Here is a 13,837-nt window from a genome sequence, read left to right on the forward strand (position 1 = left end):
CTACTCGATGAGAGCGGCAGATGGTTTTGCCGCCAATGATAGCCCAAAAGTGCAGATTAAAAAATAAGGAAGCGCGTGTTAGAAGTTTTAATGTTAGTTTTAGCTTACATACTGGGATCGGTCTCTTCCGCTATCCTTGTATCACGGCTGTTTAAACTACCAGACCCACGCAGTCATGGATCGAATAACCCGGGTGCTACAAATGTTTATCGCCTAGGTGGTAAAGTCCCCGCTGTTTTAGTTCTTGTCTTTGATATTTTAAAAGGAACCATCCCTGTTTGGGGTGCCTACTTTTTAAAAATAGACCCACTAATGCTAGGTTTAATTGGTGTGGCAGCCTGTTTAGGGCATATGTATCCGCTGTTTTTTAGCTTTAAAGGTGGTAAGGCCGTCGCGACCGCTTTTGGCACGTTATTACCCATTGGTTTATCGCTAGGTGGGATGTTGATTGCAACTTGGATCTTAATTGTTGCTATCACACGTTATTCATCGCTTGCGGCACTGGTTACGGTTTCTTTAGCGCCTCTTTATACATGGTGGATAAAACCTTTGTATACCTTGCCAGTTACCTTTTTGACCGTGTTAATAATTTTCCGTCACAGAGCAAATATTACTCGTTTGATGGCGGGGGAAGAACCTAAAGTAGGGGCTAAGAAAAAAGCCCCAGAGCAGGAATAGTGCTATAAATTAAAGTGCTTCGAGTGAATCAATAGGCCAGCGCGGCTTAGTTTTCATATCGAGGCTAGCAAACTGACCTGCTTTCAAACGCTGCATACCAGCATAAGCAATCATAGCGCCGTTATCTGTACAAAACTCTGTGCGCGGGTAATACACGCGCCCTTTCATGCCTTGCATTACTCGCTCAAGTTGAGCACGCAATTGCACGTTTGCACTTACACCACCGGCAATCACTAAACGTTTGATACCTGTTTGCTTTAATGCACGCTTACATTTAATGATTAGGGTATCTATTACCGCTGTTTGGAATGCATGAGCAATATCAGCTTTGGTTTGCTCGTCATCATCGCTATCACGAATCGCAAGCGATGCCGCTGTTTTTAAGCCACTAAAGCTAAAATCTAAGCCTGGTTTATCAGTCATCGGACGTGGAAATACAAAACGCTCAGGCGTACCTTGCTCCGCAAGTTTTGCTAAACGTGGACCACCAGGGTAATCAAGACCTAATAACTTCGCGGTTTTATCGAATGCTTCACCAGCAGCGTCATCAACTGACTCTCCCAGCACTTCGTATTCACCAATGCCAGATACTTTAACCATCATAGTATGACCGCCAGACACCAGTAGTGCGATAAACGGAAATTCCGGTTTGTCCTCTTCAAGCATTGGCGCAAGAAGGTGACCTTCCATATGATGTACAGCAACGGCTGGAATATTCCAACCATAGGCCAATGAGCGACCAATAGAAGTTCCCACAAGGAGTGCACCAACAAGTCCAGGACCTGCGGTGTAAGCAATACCATCTAAGTCTTCTGGGCCACAGCCAGCCTGTGCAAATGCGGCATCAATTAAAGGTAAGGTTTTACGTACGTGATCGCGTGACGCAAGCTCAGGTACCACACCGCCGTAATCGGCATGCACTTTTACTTGGCTATACAGTTGATGTGCTAATAAGCCTTGTTCATCATCATAAATGGCAATACCCGTTTCATCACATGATGATTCAATACCTAAAATTCGCATCAATTACTCCGCCAAGAAAAAACAAACGCGTATTTTACAGTGAAAATACGCATTACTGAATATTAAATTGCAATACCGATGTTGGTTTGGCCGTCAGATACAGCAAGTTGCTTAAGCTCTTTTACGTTCTCTGAGGTAATTCGGCCCATTTGCTCTACAAAATCAATAAGCTCTGCAAGCACATCAATTTCATACTGCATTAAAGGGTGTTCACGAACAGCTTTGTTATCAGCAATTTCACCATCCACTGTTAGTTGATATTCAATGAAACGAGCCACTGAAGCTTGTGAAATTTTACTAATATTTAAAAACTCTTGTTCATCTTTAGCTATCAAACCGTGCAACATGCCAAGCAAAGCGGTTGCTGTATCGATTGCGGGATAAGTCCCGAACATGTCAAAGTCAGTTAACTCAGGCACATTCGGCTCTATTTTTTCAATTTGCTTTTCAAGGCTGATTTTACTTTTTGGTAGTAAGATTTTTTCCCAGCAGACACTTAATGCGCTACGAAAAACCGCAGCGTCACCAAACCCTGTTGCTTCACTAAATAAGCTGTAATTAGGCAGCATACGCTCAAGTAATGCGCCACCTAATACCGCTTTTTGCAAATAGTTTAATTCTCTAATACGTTGAAAATTATTCGCTTTCGTCATTCTTTACAGTCCCACAAGACCAACATATTTCAAATGTTGCTCCGTTAAGCTCATGACACTTAGGGCATACCCAGTCAGGAGCCGATTGTTTTAATTGCCGGTAGTTTAGCAATATTTCTTGCGCCTGGCGCTCTTTTAATGCGTAAACGAGTATATCGACCCCTGTTTGTTCAAATGGGATCTCCCCAAGCGCCCCTTGTAAAAGCTCACCTTGCAGTTGCGATTCGATCCCTTTACTTTTTAAAAGCCCTTTAATAATGTTGGCTTCTAAGCCATTTTCAGCCTGAAACACTTTCACCCAAGCGAATGGGTCCTGCTTAGCAGGTTGATTTAAATTATTGTTTTGCAAATCACTTCCCTTTTACTTTTCTATCTTTAAATCCTAAACTACGCTAGCAACTAACTTCGCTGCAATGCTTATTTCAAGGTAGCCACATGACTTTAACAACACCGGGATTGTTATTCCCAGCAATTTCTTTACTGTTACTTGCTTACACCAACCGTTTTTTGGTGCTTGCTCAACTTATTAGAGAACTCAATGCACGTGAAGGGGAAAGTATCCGCCCATTAGTTGTTGCACAAATTACCAATTTAAGAAAACGCATTAAACTCATTCGGGTGATGCAGGTTTATGGTGTTGCCTCTTTTCTGATGTGTACCTTATCAATGTTTGCATTATTTATAGAGTTTAATACTACAGGAATCATTTTATTTGGTATCAGCCTCGCTTGCTTAGCCTTGTCACTTCTCACCTCTTTGTATGAGATCCACATTTCTTGTGATGCTATTGAAATCGAATTAAAGAATATCGAAAAAAAACCAGTTTCAGATAAGGCAGAGTAAATTTCTGCCTCTATACTTATTGTATGAGATACAACAATAAGTGGTGTTTTTGTGGATGATTTCTTATTTTCTGAAGAACAGTTAGAAGAAAATAATTTAGAAACTGAAGAGCCTGAATACTGGCATATTCTTGTTGTTGATGATGAAGAAGATATCCATCAAGTTACGAAACTAGTATTAGCTGGCTTCACTTTCGAAAATAAAGGTCTGCGCTTTTATGACGCCTACTCTGCGGCCGAAGCAAAAGAGTTTTTAAAAAAAGATATTCCCTTTTCTGTTGCTCTAGTTGATGTGGTTATGGAAACCAACCATGCTGGTCTTGAGCTTATTCAATACATTCGCGATGAAATAGAAAACCACGATATTCGTTTAATTCTTCGCACAGGTCAGCCAGGTGAAGCCCCAGAAGAAGCGATTATCCGCGACTACGACATTAACGATTATAAAAACAAAACTGAGCTCACCGCGATTAAAATTAAAACCTTGCTTTACTCCGCGTTAAGAGCACACCGAGATATTCAAATTATAGACCGGCACAAGCATGGTCTTGAGCAGATCATCAACGCGTCCGCTAACTTTTTAAAATGTGACAGTGTTCATGAATTTGCTTCAACAATTTTAAGCCATGTCACTAACGTGATGGGCATTAATGACACGCAAATTTATTGTGCTGCAGCCGTTAATCTACAATCGTCACCAGCAAAAGATTTTCAATTGCTTGCAGCCTCAGGTGTAGGCCCCACACCACAGCAAAACACCATTCCTGATGAAGTAAAAAACTTATTTATAGATGCACATGAGCGAAAATCATCACTAAAAACAAGTAATGATTATATTGGTTACTTCCCTACCAAAGCCGGCCTTGAAACCATGCTTTATGTTCATAAAGGCAGTAAGTTACAGGCCACAGAACATCAACTGTTAGAGTTTTATGCCAACAATATCGCGCTTGCTTACGATAATTTAAAACTCAGAGAAATGGTAAAAGAGTCGCAAAAAGAGCTGTCGTACATTCTTGGAGAAGCAGTAGAAAAACGCTCTAAAGAAACCGGCTCTCACGTTAAACGTGTTGCTTTATATAGTGAGTTACTTGCTCAACTTTCAGAGCTTAATCCATTTCAATGTGAAATAATTAAGCTTGCTTCACCACTACATGACATTGGTAAAATCAGCATTCCAGACAGCATATTGAATAAACCGGGTAAACTCACTGATGATGAGTGGGAAATAATGAAAACCCATGCAGAAATCGGCTATGAAATATTAAAAAACTCAAGTAACGAGATATTGACATGCGGTGCTTTAATTTCTTACCAGCATCATGAAAAGTGGGATGGTTCAGGGTATCCGCAAGGTTTAATGGCAGACGATATTAATATAGTTGGCCGCATAACCGCCCTCGCCGATGTGTTTGACGCCCTTTGCAGCGACCGTTGTTATAAGAAGGCATGGCCATTAGAAGAGGCGTTAACTCTCATAAAAGATCAGCGCGCGAAACATTTTGATCCAATTCTAGTCGACTTATTACTTGAAAATTTACCACTTTTCTTAGAGATTAAGGACCGTTATCCTGATTAGATGTAACTTTTCTGTAAAACACTTCCCAAAATAGGTACAATAATTTACTATGCCTACCGTGAAGTATAATAATATTGCCTGGACGTAAAAGGCTTACTTATAACAAGGGACTATTAAAGTGAGATTTGAACAACTTGAACAATTTGTGGCGCTCGGGGTGCTGAGGCATTTCCGACAAGCTGCAGAAAAAACCCAAATCAGCACTTCAGCGTTAACTCGCAGTATTCAGACGCTCGAAGATGAAATTGGCTATGAGCTCGTTACCCGCTCTACACGCTCAGTTAAGTTAACCAAAGAAGGTGAACTTTTTCTTGAGTACGCTAAACAAACCCTCGACAATCTAGAAGAAACCAAAAAGCGTTTATTCGAATCTTTAAACGGTTGCACTAACGAAAAATTAGTTATTGGTTATACCAACAAAGCAAGCACGGTCGTGCCTGTTTCTTGCGGCCAATTTTTAGCGCAGTATCCGCATGTAAAAATAGAGATGCAACTACAAGAGCAAAGTGAACTTGTACGTAAACTGCAATTAGGTGAAATTGATATTAGCGTATGCTCTCAGGCAATGAACAGCATTGGTAGTGATATACATTTACCTGATCAACTGATTATTTTTGTAGCTAAAAACCACCCACTTGCGCATAAGAGCGACATTAGTAAACGCGACTTTGCAGACTACCCAATGTACAGCTGTTTTTCACAGTCTAAACAAGTGCAAGCTATGCTAAACGATGCTATCGAGTCTTTTGATAAAACATCAAGCATCAAAGTAGGTAGTATTGAGCAAGTAATGGATGGCCTTAAAAAGTCAAACCACATCGCAATAGCCAGTATTGAACACACAAATATTGTCTCTTCAGACCCAGATTTACTGTTATTGAAAACCAATAAAGGTATCGCACACGAGCAGCTTGTGATCCAAACAAATCAACAAATCAATGAGAATTCTCATGTTAGTCATTTACTTGACCTCATTGAAAAAACGGCGTTATCAAGCCAAAGCTAAAAGCTATTTTATATGCTGCTAGCCTGTAATTAATCAGGCTAGCCAATCCCCTTTATTTCTTCATTTTTTTACTGCATAAAAAGCGTGCATCACACAATTTTTCATATACACTTACGCACCTTTTTTTGATTGTGCACATGAATGACCGCACCGCTTATTACCGACACATACTTAGATGCTATTGAACGTACAGGATATGCTGTTGTTGAAAACGCGATTGATGAAAGCTTAATTGCCGATTTAATTGCAGATTGCTATCGCATTAACCCGCATTTCCATACCGCAGGTATTGGCCGATTAAACGACCAACAAATAGATAAAACCGTGCGTAAAGATAAAACCTTTTGGTTTGATAGCTCAAGCCAAGCACAAATTACTTATCTTGCGACCATGGAAGCGATAAAGACACAGTTAAATCGTGGCTTCTATTTAGGCTTATTTGATTATGAATGCCATTATGCAAAGTATCAACAAGGTGACTTTTATAAAAAGCACTATGATGCCTTCAAAGGCCGTTCGAATCGCATTTTTACAACGGTTTGTTACTTAAATACGCCAGAGTCTGGCGGTGAATTGGTGATCTACAAACCAAAAAGTAAAGACATTGAAATAGTCATTAAACCTCAAGCGGGCTTATTGGTGATGTTTGAAAGCGAACGCTTTATGCATGAAGTATTACCCGCAAACGATGTACGCTACTCTATTGCGGGCTGGTTCAGAAAAAATACCTCAATCAGCGGTATTATCGACCCACCAAGGTAATTAAAACGGCAGTGGCAAGGATGCTGCTATACCGATAAAAATCACTAACCCTACATAATGGTTATTCAAAAACGCTTTGAAGCAAGGATCTCGTTCTCGTTTATGAATAAGCGTTTGTTGATAAAGTAAAAAACCAACCGCTGCAGCTAAGCCCAGCCAATAAGGCAAGCCAAGGTGATTACTCGTACCTATGTAAGCAAGGATCGTAATAAACAAGGCATTGAGTAAAAAGATGATGTGTCTGTCATAGCTGGCAAACAAGATTGCTGTTGATTTAACGCCAATCTTTAAATCATCATCTCGATCAACCATGGCATACATGGTGTCATAAGCCACAGTCCAAACAAGATTCGCGGTAAATAGTAGCCAGGCTTCTAATGGCACTGAGCCAATCGATGCCATATAGGCCATTGGAATAGCCCAGCTGAATGCAGCACCAAGCACAACTTGCGGTAGTTGCGTGTAGCGCTTCATAAAGGGATAACAAAACGCCAGTGCTAAGGCACCAAACGACAATAATATCGTTGACCACCCTAGTGTTAATACTAAACCAAACGCCACCACAATAAGCAATACAAATAAGCTCAGAGCTTCACCACTTAATACCAAACCAGCAGCCAGCGGTCGCTGGGCTGTGCGCTTAACAGAGCCATCTATTTTACGATCGGCAAAGTCATTAATTACACACCCAGCACTGCGCATCACAAAGACGCCTAAACTAAAAACCACAAAATTTAATAAGCTCGGTGTGCCAAGCTCAGCAAGCCACAGCGCCCAATAAGTTGGCCACAATAGCAACAAGGTGCCAATTGGCTTATCGGTACGCATTAACTGTTTATAGTAAGGTATATGTGCGACCTTAAGTGCAGCTAGCTTCATAGGTAAATATACGCTCCAGGTAAGAATACTTCAGCCACGAGAAAATGAGCATTAGATAAGCTAAAAACACTGCGTCTTCCCCACAATGGTTGTGAAGAGAAGCCAATTTCAGATGTTAAAGCTTGGATAGCGTGCTGCTGTGAAAATTCAGCAACTTCTATTTCTGTGCGCGATAAGCTTGGGTCTTGAAAAATAACATCACCAAGCGGCCTTGTTCCCATACTTAGTAACTGCTGCTTTTTTAATGTATCATCTGCCGGCAACCAGCTTTGTGCATAAACCATCGGTTTACCATCGCATAGAAGTAACACTTCGCGATTTAATGCCTGACTTAGAGAGGTATTGAGTAACGCTTGTTGCTCGGCGGTTAGGTCAAATGGCGCCTCGTTTAAAACTTCAACTGAAAAAGCCTGACAGTGACTTTTAAGCTTGGCTGTTAATGACCCAGCTTCAAGCAACCAACCTTGCTGTTGTTGCGTCAAATCTGGAAATGCTGAAGCAGGCTGCCAATTTGCAGCTAATGAAACTGGGAATGTGATCACAACGACTCATTATTTTTAAATACCGTGCAAATGATATCACTGCTGCACGTTTCGAAAAAGTCATGATTTAATCTCAAGCAGGGTTAAAAAACGCAGAACAGCCTGTATCTTAAGTGAATTTGGGTATAGACTAAAAATCATTGAAAGGGTGGAATATTCTTAACTATGAAAAAATCATTGTTATCAATTTACTTGATAAGCATGCTACTTGTTACTGCAACAAGTTGGTCTGTACGCGCTGAATCAAATGTTGGCTACTTTGGTTTTGAGCCTGACATCATCACTAACTACATAGGTCAAGGTAATAAAAAACTGGGCTATGTTCGTATTACGGTGGATCTCATGCTCAATGATCTATCTGATATCGCAATCGTAGAACATCACACTCCACTATTGCGTGATGCGATTGTTGAAATACTCTCAAAAGAGCCTGAAGAAAACATTAAATCGCTTACCGGCCGCGAAGAAATCAGAAAGCGCTGCACCGAAAAGCTAAAAGCACTACTAAAACAAGAAACAGGACAAGAGATTGTCCGAGAAGTGTTATTTACTAAGTATTTATATCATTAATTGTAAGATGGCGGCATAAGCCGCCATTTTTATTTACGCGATTATTTGCGTGAAAGCAGCTTGTCTGACACGGCATAAGCCATACCAGCCAATAACCCCGCTAAATGCGCCCAGTTCGCCATACTCACAGGCAACATATCTACAAAGCCTAGAATAAGCCATACCAGCATAAAACCAACAATGCTATTACTTACTAGTGGCGGCTCTGTTGGCCTCATTACGCTGTAAATCCAACAAAAACCCAGTAAGCCATACACAACACCGCTTAAACCACCAAAGTTAGGCCCAACAACTAAAAACTGTGCCCAGTTACTAATGAATGCCGTCACTAAAAATAAACCCAATAAGGTTAATTTACCGCTGCGTTTTTCTATATCGTTACCCAGCGTCATCCACCAGATCAAATTAAAAATAAGATGAATAGCGCTAAAATGCACAATGGCAGGTGTAAACCAAGTTAGTGGCTGTGCAGGGTTGAACTGCAACATACTGTAAATAGTTTCAAAACCACCTAATAAGAAGGCAATAAATATAGCTATCGAGACTAAAGTAACCGTACGGTTTAGCCAGCTTAATGCCTTAAAGCGGGCTTTTAAATTGAGGGATTGCCCCTGATATGACAGAGGCGATTGTGTACTGCCTACCTGCCATGAAGCTTGTTGGTATTTTTCGTCATGAGGGTTAGCAGCAAACTCCTGCCAAAGTGGTTGAGCTTGATGAAAGTGCTCTGGTGCAACACAAATAATCACAGTTTGTCCATCTTGCGAGCGCAGCTCTCCATGTAAGCCCTTACTTTTTATGTAATCTATAAAGCCTTGTGCGGCGCGAGGATTATTTATGCTACCCAACTCAATCATCGTTCAATGTGCTCCGGAAGTTGCGTTTGCCAAGCTGTAAAGCCACCATCCATGCTGTATACGTCTTCAAACCCCTGCTCTACTAAATAGCTCGCAGCACCTTGAGAACTCACACCATGATAGCAAACGATGATGATTGGCTGATCAAACTCTTTATGCATCATAAATTCGCTGATATTAGCATTTGATAAATGCTCAGCGCCTGGGATATGCCCAGTTTGAAATGAGTTAGGATCGCGAATATCGGCAATCACAACCTCTTCTTTATCTAACAGCGCAAATGTTTCGCTCACTGAAATATGTTTATACGACATAGTACTCTCTAAACTAAAAAGGCGGCCAAAGCCGCCTTATCAAATTACTCGGTATTAATCCCAGTTGAGGATTACTTTACCTGATTGGCCTGAAATCATTGTATCAAAGCCTGCTTGGAAGTCATCCACGGAGAACTGGTGAGTGATAATTGGTTTCAGATCAAGACCTGACTGAATTAGACTCGCCATCTTATACCAAGTTTCAAACATTTCACGGCCGTAAATACCTTTAATAATTAGACCTTTGAAAATAACCTGGTTCCAATCAACCGCCATATCTGAAGGTGGAATACCTAACATGGCAATTTTACCGCCGTGATTCATGTTGTTTAGCATGCTGTTAAATGCAACTGGCACACCTGACATTTCAAGACCAATATCAAAGCCTTCGGTCATGCCAAGCTCTTTCATTACATCTTCAAGCTTTTCAGTTGCTACGTTTACAGCACGAGTCGCGCCCATTTTACGTGCTAAATCTAAGCGGTATTCGTTTACATCGGTGATAACCACATGACGTGCACCAACATGTTTGGCAACAGCAGCAGCCATGATACCAATAGGACCAGCACCTGTGATTAATACGTCTTCACCTACTAAGTCAAACGACAACGCTGTGTGTACTGCATTACCGAATGGGTCAAAGATTGATGCTAGTTCATCAGGAATGTTATCTGGAATTTTAAATGCGTTGAAAGCTGGGATCACAAGGTATTCAGCAAATGCACCTTCGCGGTTAACACCTACGCCTGTTGTATTACGACATAAATGAACACGACCAGCGCGACAGTTACGACAGTGACCACAGGTAATATGGCCTTCGCCAGAAACACGGTCACCCACTTGGAAACCACGTACTTCCTGACCCATATCAACCACTTCACCTACATACTCGTGACCAACAACCATTGGCGTAGGAATTGTATTTTGTGCCCACTCATCCCATTTATAAATATGGACATCTGTTCCACAAATTGCTGTTTTGCGGATTTTAATAAGCAGATCGTTATGGCCAACTTCAGGTTTTGGCGCATCAGTCATCCAGATCCCTGGTTCTGCTTTTAATTTAGATAATGCTTTCATGATTTACACTCAATTAAACAAAACCGAAGCAAAAGCTTCGGTTTAGGAAATAAAATTAGATAACACCCATTTCTTTACCAATACGGGTAAAGGCAGCAATAGCGGTATCTAATTGCTCTTTTGTATGCGCCGCAGAAATTTGCGTACGAATACGTGCTTGGCCTTTTGGTACTACAGGGAATGAGAAACCTGTTACGTAAATACCTTCAGCAAGTAATTTGTCAGCCATGGCTGAGGCAACTTTAGCATCGCCTAACATAACAGGGATAATAGCGTGGTCTTTGCCTGCACAGGTAAATCCTGCTGCTTCCATTTGTTCACGGAAATACTTTGCGTTATCCCAAAGCTTAGCGCGTAATTCGCCGCCATTGCTTAGCATCTCAAGTACTTTAATTGATGCAGTAACAATTGATGGTGCAAGTGAGTTTGAGAAAAGGTATGGACGAGAGCGTTGACGTAACCACTCAACAATTTCTTTTTTACCTGAAGTGTAACCGCCTGATGCGCCACCAAGTGCTTTACCAAGGGTACCTGTGATGATATCAACACGGTCAAGTACACCACAATACTCTGGCGTACCTTTACCATTTTCACCAACAAAACCAACCGCATGAGAGTCATCAACCATCACTAATGCATCATATTTATCAGCTAGGTCACAAACCGCTTCAAGGTTACAAATGACGCCGTCCATTGAGAAAACACCGTCAGTAGCGATTAGCTTAGTTTTAGCACCCGCTTCATCAGCAGCAATAAGTTGCTTTTCAAGGTCGCTCATGTCGTTATTTGCATAGCGGAAACGCTTTGCTTTACAAAGACGCACACCATCAATGATCGAAGCATGGTTTAGGGCGTCTGAGATGATTGCATCATCTGGGCCTAAGATTGTTTCAAATAAACCTGCGTTTGCATCAAAACATGATGAGTAAAGAATAGTGTCTTCGGTTTCTAAGAACTCAGAGATCTTTTGCTCTAAAGTTTTATGAATATCTTGAGTACCACAAATAAAGCGTACAGACGCAACACCAAAACCATGATCGTCAAGGCCTTGTTGAGCTGCTTTAATTAACTCTGGGCTATTTGCTAAGCCAAGGTAGTTATTAGCACAAAAGTTAATGACCTTATCACCAGAGGCAACTTCAATTTGAGCCTGTTGCTGTGACGTGATAACACGCTCGCTTTTGTATAAGCCTTCAGCTTTCACTTCATCAATTTGCTGCTGCAACTGATTAAAAAACGCAGATGCTCTCATCTGTAATCTCCACATATTCTTGTATCTAACCAGAAATGATTAGCATGACATTAAATTTTGCGCCTATTGTAAAAGCTTAGCCGAACAATTGCACTGTTTGCAGTTCGTCGCAGACCGTAAGGGTTGCGAAATAAACTGGTCTTACCTGCTAAGACTGTAAAATTAAAGCAGGTAACTCAGCTAAAGACTCGCAGACTACATCGGCGTGTTGTTCTGTTGACTCGGCATAACTTTGCCCTGAGCGAACTAAAACACGGGTCGCGATATTAGCTCTTTCAGCGGCAATAAGGTCGCCAAGTTTATCGCCAACCATAATGCTGTGTGATGGATCGATTTGATGCTCATCAATGGCTTGTAAAAGCATACCTGGGGCAGGCTTGCGACAATTACATTCTTGCAAATAGGCAGGCTCTGCTTTGCTTGGATGATGCGGACAAAAATAGACATCAAGAATAGTAACGCCGTTACTTAAAAACTCGCCCTTCATCCACTCAGTGAGGTTGTAAAAATCTTGCTCTGAATAATAACCACGGCCAATACCTGACTGGTTAGTTACCACCACAATTTTATAACCGGCATCAGAGAAGGCTTTGCACGCCTCAAATACACCAGGTACAAATTCAAACTCTTCTGGTTTGTATACATAGCCATGATCAATATTGACCACACCATCACGGTCTAAAAATAAAACTTTGCTCATTACAATTGCTCTTTATCTACCACGTGGTCAAACATCGAAATCACCTTTTCAACACTTATTTGCGCCATTAAATCAGCCCCTTTAACGCGTGTTCCCCAAGGTAGCTCTTGCGCTGTTTTGCCTGTTTGCTCACGTAAATTTTGGTGATAAACCTCAACAACATAATCTTGGTATAAATAAGGCCCTGTGCGTTTTGGGTTTGAGTGGGCATACAAACCAATAACAGGCGTTTCTACCGTTACCGCCATATGTGCAGGCCCAGTATCAGGAGCTAACACTAACGCCGCACGTTTCAAAACACATAACAGTTCTTTTAGTTGAGTTTTCCCTACTAAGTTAAGCACAGGTGCCGAACTCTGCGCGATAATTTGCTCGGCAAGTTCAATCTCTAAAGGGGTTGGGCCGCCAGTAATAACCACCGAAAAGCCTTGTTGATGAGCATGTTCAGCAAGTGCAGCATAACGCTCAGGTAACCAATTACGCTCTTTTTTACTTGCCGCAGGCGAGATAACAAAAATACGCCCGGCTAAACGCTCTTCACCTAATAGCGCATCGGCTGCTTGTTGGTGCTGCTCAGTAATTGGCATTTGCCATTGAGGTTTGTAATCAGGCGACCCTATTGCTTGAGCAAAACCTTTAAAGCCTTCTAATACATGCGCCTCTGATTGCGGGGCAATACGCTTATTAATAAACAAGCTATGTAACTCTTTTGAGCGCGCCCAATCAAACCCCACTTTGACTTTTGCCGGAATACAACGGGCTGCTAGATTCGCTCTGAGTGCTACTTGCATATGTAATAACACATCAAATTTACGCCCCTTGAACGTATCTTTTAGTTGCTGATAAGCCTGTTTTCCCTGCTTTTTATCGAACACAACAAACTCAACGCCAGGTAAATCAGCCAGTAACATGGCCTCAACTTTACCAATCACCCAGGTAATTTTTGCCTTCGGATGTGCCTTTTGAATTGCTTGCACTGCTGATACGGCATGACATACATCACCAATAGCCGAAAGCCTTAAAATACAAATATCTGAATAGGAGGTTGATTGAGTCACGTGCGCCCTTAGCTACAGCAAATAATATGCGATCTTAAATTA

At 41.4% G+C, this 13,837-nt stretch carries 17 protein-coding genes; 6 read left to right on the forward strand and 11 right to left on the reverse strand.

The window, feature by feature from the left end; genetic code table 11:
* Positions 1-75 precede the first annotated feature (75 nt).
* Positions 76-678 (forward strand): glycerol-3-phosphate 1-O-acyltransferase PlsY, encoded by a 603-nt coding sequence (plsY, locus tag AOG26_RS01800; protein ID WP_082401545.1) that lies wholly within the window; start codon positions 76-78, stop codon positions 676-678.
* A gap of 9 nt (positions 679-687) precedes the next feature.
* Here the strand turns inward: plsY and tsaD are convergent, their stop codons facing one another.
* The 3 genes from tsaD to AOG26_RS01815 all read right to left on the reverse strand — a co-directional run bounded on the left by tsaD (position 688) and on the right by AOG26_RS01815 (position 2,703).
* On the reverse strand, positions 688-1,701 hold the full coding sequence (gene tsaD / locus AOG26_RS01805) for a tRNA (adenosine(37)-N6)-threonylcarbamoyltransferase complex transferase subunit TsaD (protein ID WP_054560954.1): 1,014 nt from the start codon (positions 1,699-1,701) through the stop codon (positions 688-690).
* Positions 1,702-1,763: 62 nt separating this feature from the next.
* The gene (locus tag AOG26_RS01810) at positions 1,764-2,354 is read right to left on the reverse strand and encodes a YjaG family protein (protein WP_054551075.1); all 591 of its coding nucleotides are present in this window, start codon (positions 2,352-2,354) and stop codon (positions 1,764-1,766) included.
* Positions 2,338-2,703 (reverse strand): putative signal transducing protein, encoded by a 366-nt coding sequence (locus AOG26_RS01815; RefSeq protein ID WP_054560955.1) that lies wholly within the window; start codon positions 2,701-2,703, stop codon positions 2,338-2,340. Before AOG26_RS01815 ends, AOG26_RS01810 begins: the two co-directional genes overlap by 17 nt.
* A gap of 86 nt (positions 2,704-2,789) precedes the next feature.
* On the opposite strand from AOG26_RS01815, the gene AOG26_RS01820 reads away from it, so the two are divergent.
* The 4 genes from AOG26_RS01820 to AOG26_RS01835 all read left to right on the forward strand — a co-directional run bounded on the left by AOG26_RS01820 (position 2,790) and on the right by AOG26_RS01835 (position 6,543).
* Positions 2,790-3,197 carry a DUF2721 domain-containing protein gene (locus AOG26_RS01820; protein WP_054560956.1) on the forward strand — a complete coding sequence of 136 codons (408 nt, stop codon included), beginning with the start codon at positions 2,790-2,792 and terminating at the stop codon, positions 3,195-3,197.
* A gap of 51 nt (positions 3,198-3,248) precedes the next feature.
* Positions 3,249-4,775 carry a response regulator gene (locus AOG26_RS01825; RefSeq protein ID WP_054560957.1) on the forward strand — a complete coding sequence of 509 codons (1,527 nt, stop codon included), beginning with the start codon at positions 3,249-3,251 and terminating at the stop codon, positions 4,773-4,775.
* 118 nt (positions 4,776-4,893) lie between these two features.
* Positions 4,894-5,781, forward strand: a complete 888-nt coding sequence (locus AOG26_RS01830) for a LysR family transcriptional regulator (protein ID WP_054560958.1) — start codon at positions 4,894-4,896, stop codon at positions 5,779-5,781.
* A 141-nt stretch (positions 5,782-5,922) separates the two neighbouring features.
* Entirely contained in the window at positions 5,923-6,543 is a 621-nt protein-coding gene (locus AOG26_RS01835) for a 2OG-Fe(II) oxygenase (protein ID WP_054560959.1), read from the forward strand.
* On the opposite strand, the gene ubiA is transcribed toward AOG26_RS01835, so the two are convergent.
* Both ubiA and AOG26_RS01845 read right to left on the reverse strand, forming a co-directional pair.
* Complete coding sequence (gene ubiA, locus AOG26_RS01840; RefSeq protein ID WP_054560960.1) at positions 6,544-7,422, reverse strand: 4-hydroxybenzoate octaprenyltransferase; 879 nt, start codon at positions 7,420-7,422, stop codon at positions 6,544-6,546.
* Positions 7,419-7,964, reverse strand: coding sequence for a chorismate--pyruvate lyase family protein (locus AOG26_RS01845; protein WP_054560961.1), 546 nt, complete (start codon positions 7,962-7,964; stop codon positions 7,419-7,421). The genes ubiA and AOG26_RS01845 overlap by 4 nt, the downstream gene beginning before the upstream one ends.
* Positions 7,965-8,165: 201 nt before the next feature.
* Between AOG26_RS01845 and AOG26_RS01850 the strand changes: the two genes are divergently transcribed.
* On the forward strand, positions 8,166-8,534 hold the full coding sequence (locus AOG26_RS01850; RefSeq protein WP_371351978.1) for a flagellar basal body-associated protein FliL: 369 nt from the start codon (positions 8,166-8,168) through the stop codon (positions 8,532-8,534).
* 41 nt (positions 8,535-8,575) lie between these two features.
* On the opposite strand, the gene glpG is transcribed toward AOG26_RS01850, so the two are convergent.
* The 6 genes from glpG to AOG26_RS01880 all read right to left on the reverse strand — a co-directional run bounded on the left by glpG (position 8,576) and on the right by AOG26_RS01880 (position 13,795).
* The gene (glpG, locus tag AOG26_RS01855; protein WP_054560962.1) at positions 8,576-9,391 is read right to left on the reverse strand and encodes a rhomboid family intramembrane serine protease GlpG; all 816 of its coding nucleotides are present in this window, start codon (positions 9,389-9,391) and stop codon (positions 8,576-8,578) included.
* Positions 9,388-9,705 (reverse strand): thiosulfate sulfurtransferase GlpE, encoded by a 318-nt coding sequence (gene glpE, locus AOG26_RS01860; protein WP_054560963.1) that lies wholly within the window; start codon positions 9,703-9,705, stop codon positions 9,388-9,390. Before glpE ends, glpG begins: the two co-directional genes overlap by 4 nt.
* Positions 9,706-9,759: 54 nt before the next feature.
* Positions 9,760-10,785, reverse strand: a complete 1,026-nt coding sequence (gene tdh, locus AOG26_RS01865; RefSeq protein ID WP_054551064.1) for an L-threonine 3-dehydrogenase — start codon at positions 10,783-10,785, stop codon at positions 9,760-9,762.
* 55 nt (positions 10,786-10,840) lie between these two features.
* Positions 10,841-12,037: a glycine C-acetyltransferase gene (locus AOG26_RS01870; protein ID WP_054560964.1), complete on the reverse strand. Its 1,197-nt coding sequence runs from the start codon at positions 12,035-12,037 to the stop codon at positions 10,841-10,843.
* Between the two features lie 148 nt (positions 12,038-12,185).
* A complete protein-coding gene (gene gmhB / locus AOG26_RS01875) occupies positions 12,186-12,737 on the reverse strand; it encodes a D-glycero-beta-D-manno-heptose 1,7-bisphosphate 7-phosphatase (RefSeq protein ID WP_054560965.1) in 552 nt (183 codons plus the stop codon).
* Positions 12,737-13,795, reverse strand: a complete 1,059-nt coding sequence (locus tag AOG26_RS01880) for a glycosyltransferase family 9 protein (RefSeq protein ID WP_054560966.1) — start codon at positions 13,793-13,795, stop codon at positions 12,737-12,739. Before AOG26_RS01880 ends, gmhB begins: the two co-directional genes overlap by 1 nt.
* Positions 13,796-13,837 lie beyond the last annotated feature (42 nt).

Origin of the sequence: Pseudoalteromonas sp. UCD-33C (assembly GCF_001306895.1) — a bacterium.
Taxonomy (GTDB): Bacteria; Pseudomonadota; Gammaproteobacteria; order Enterobacterales; family Alteromonadaceae; genus Pseudoalteromonas.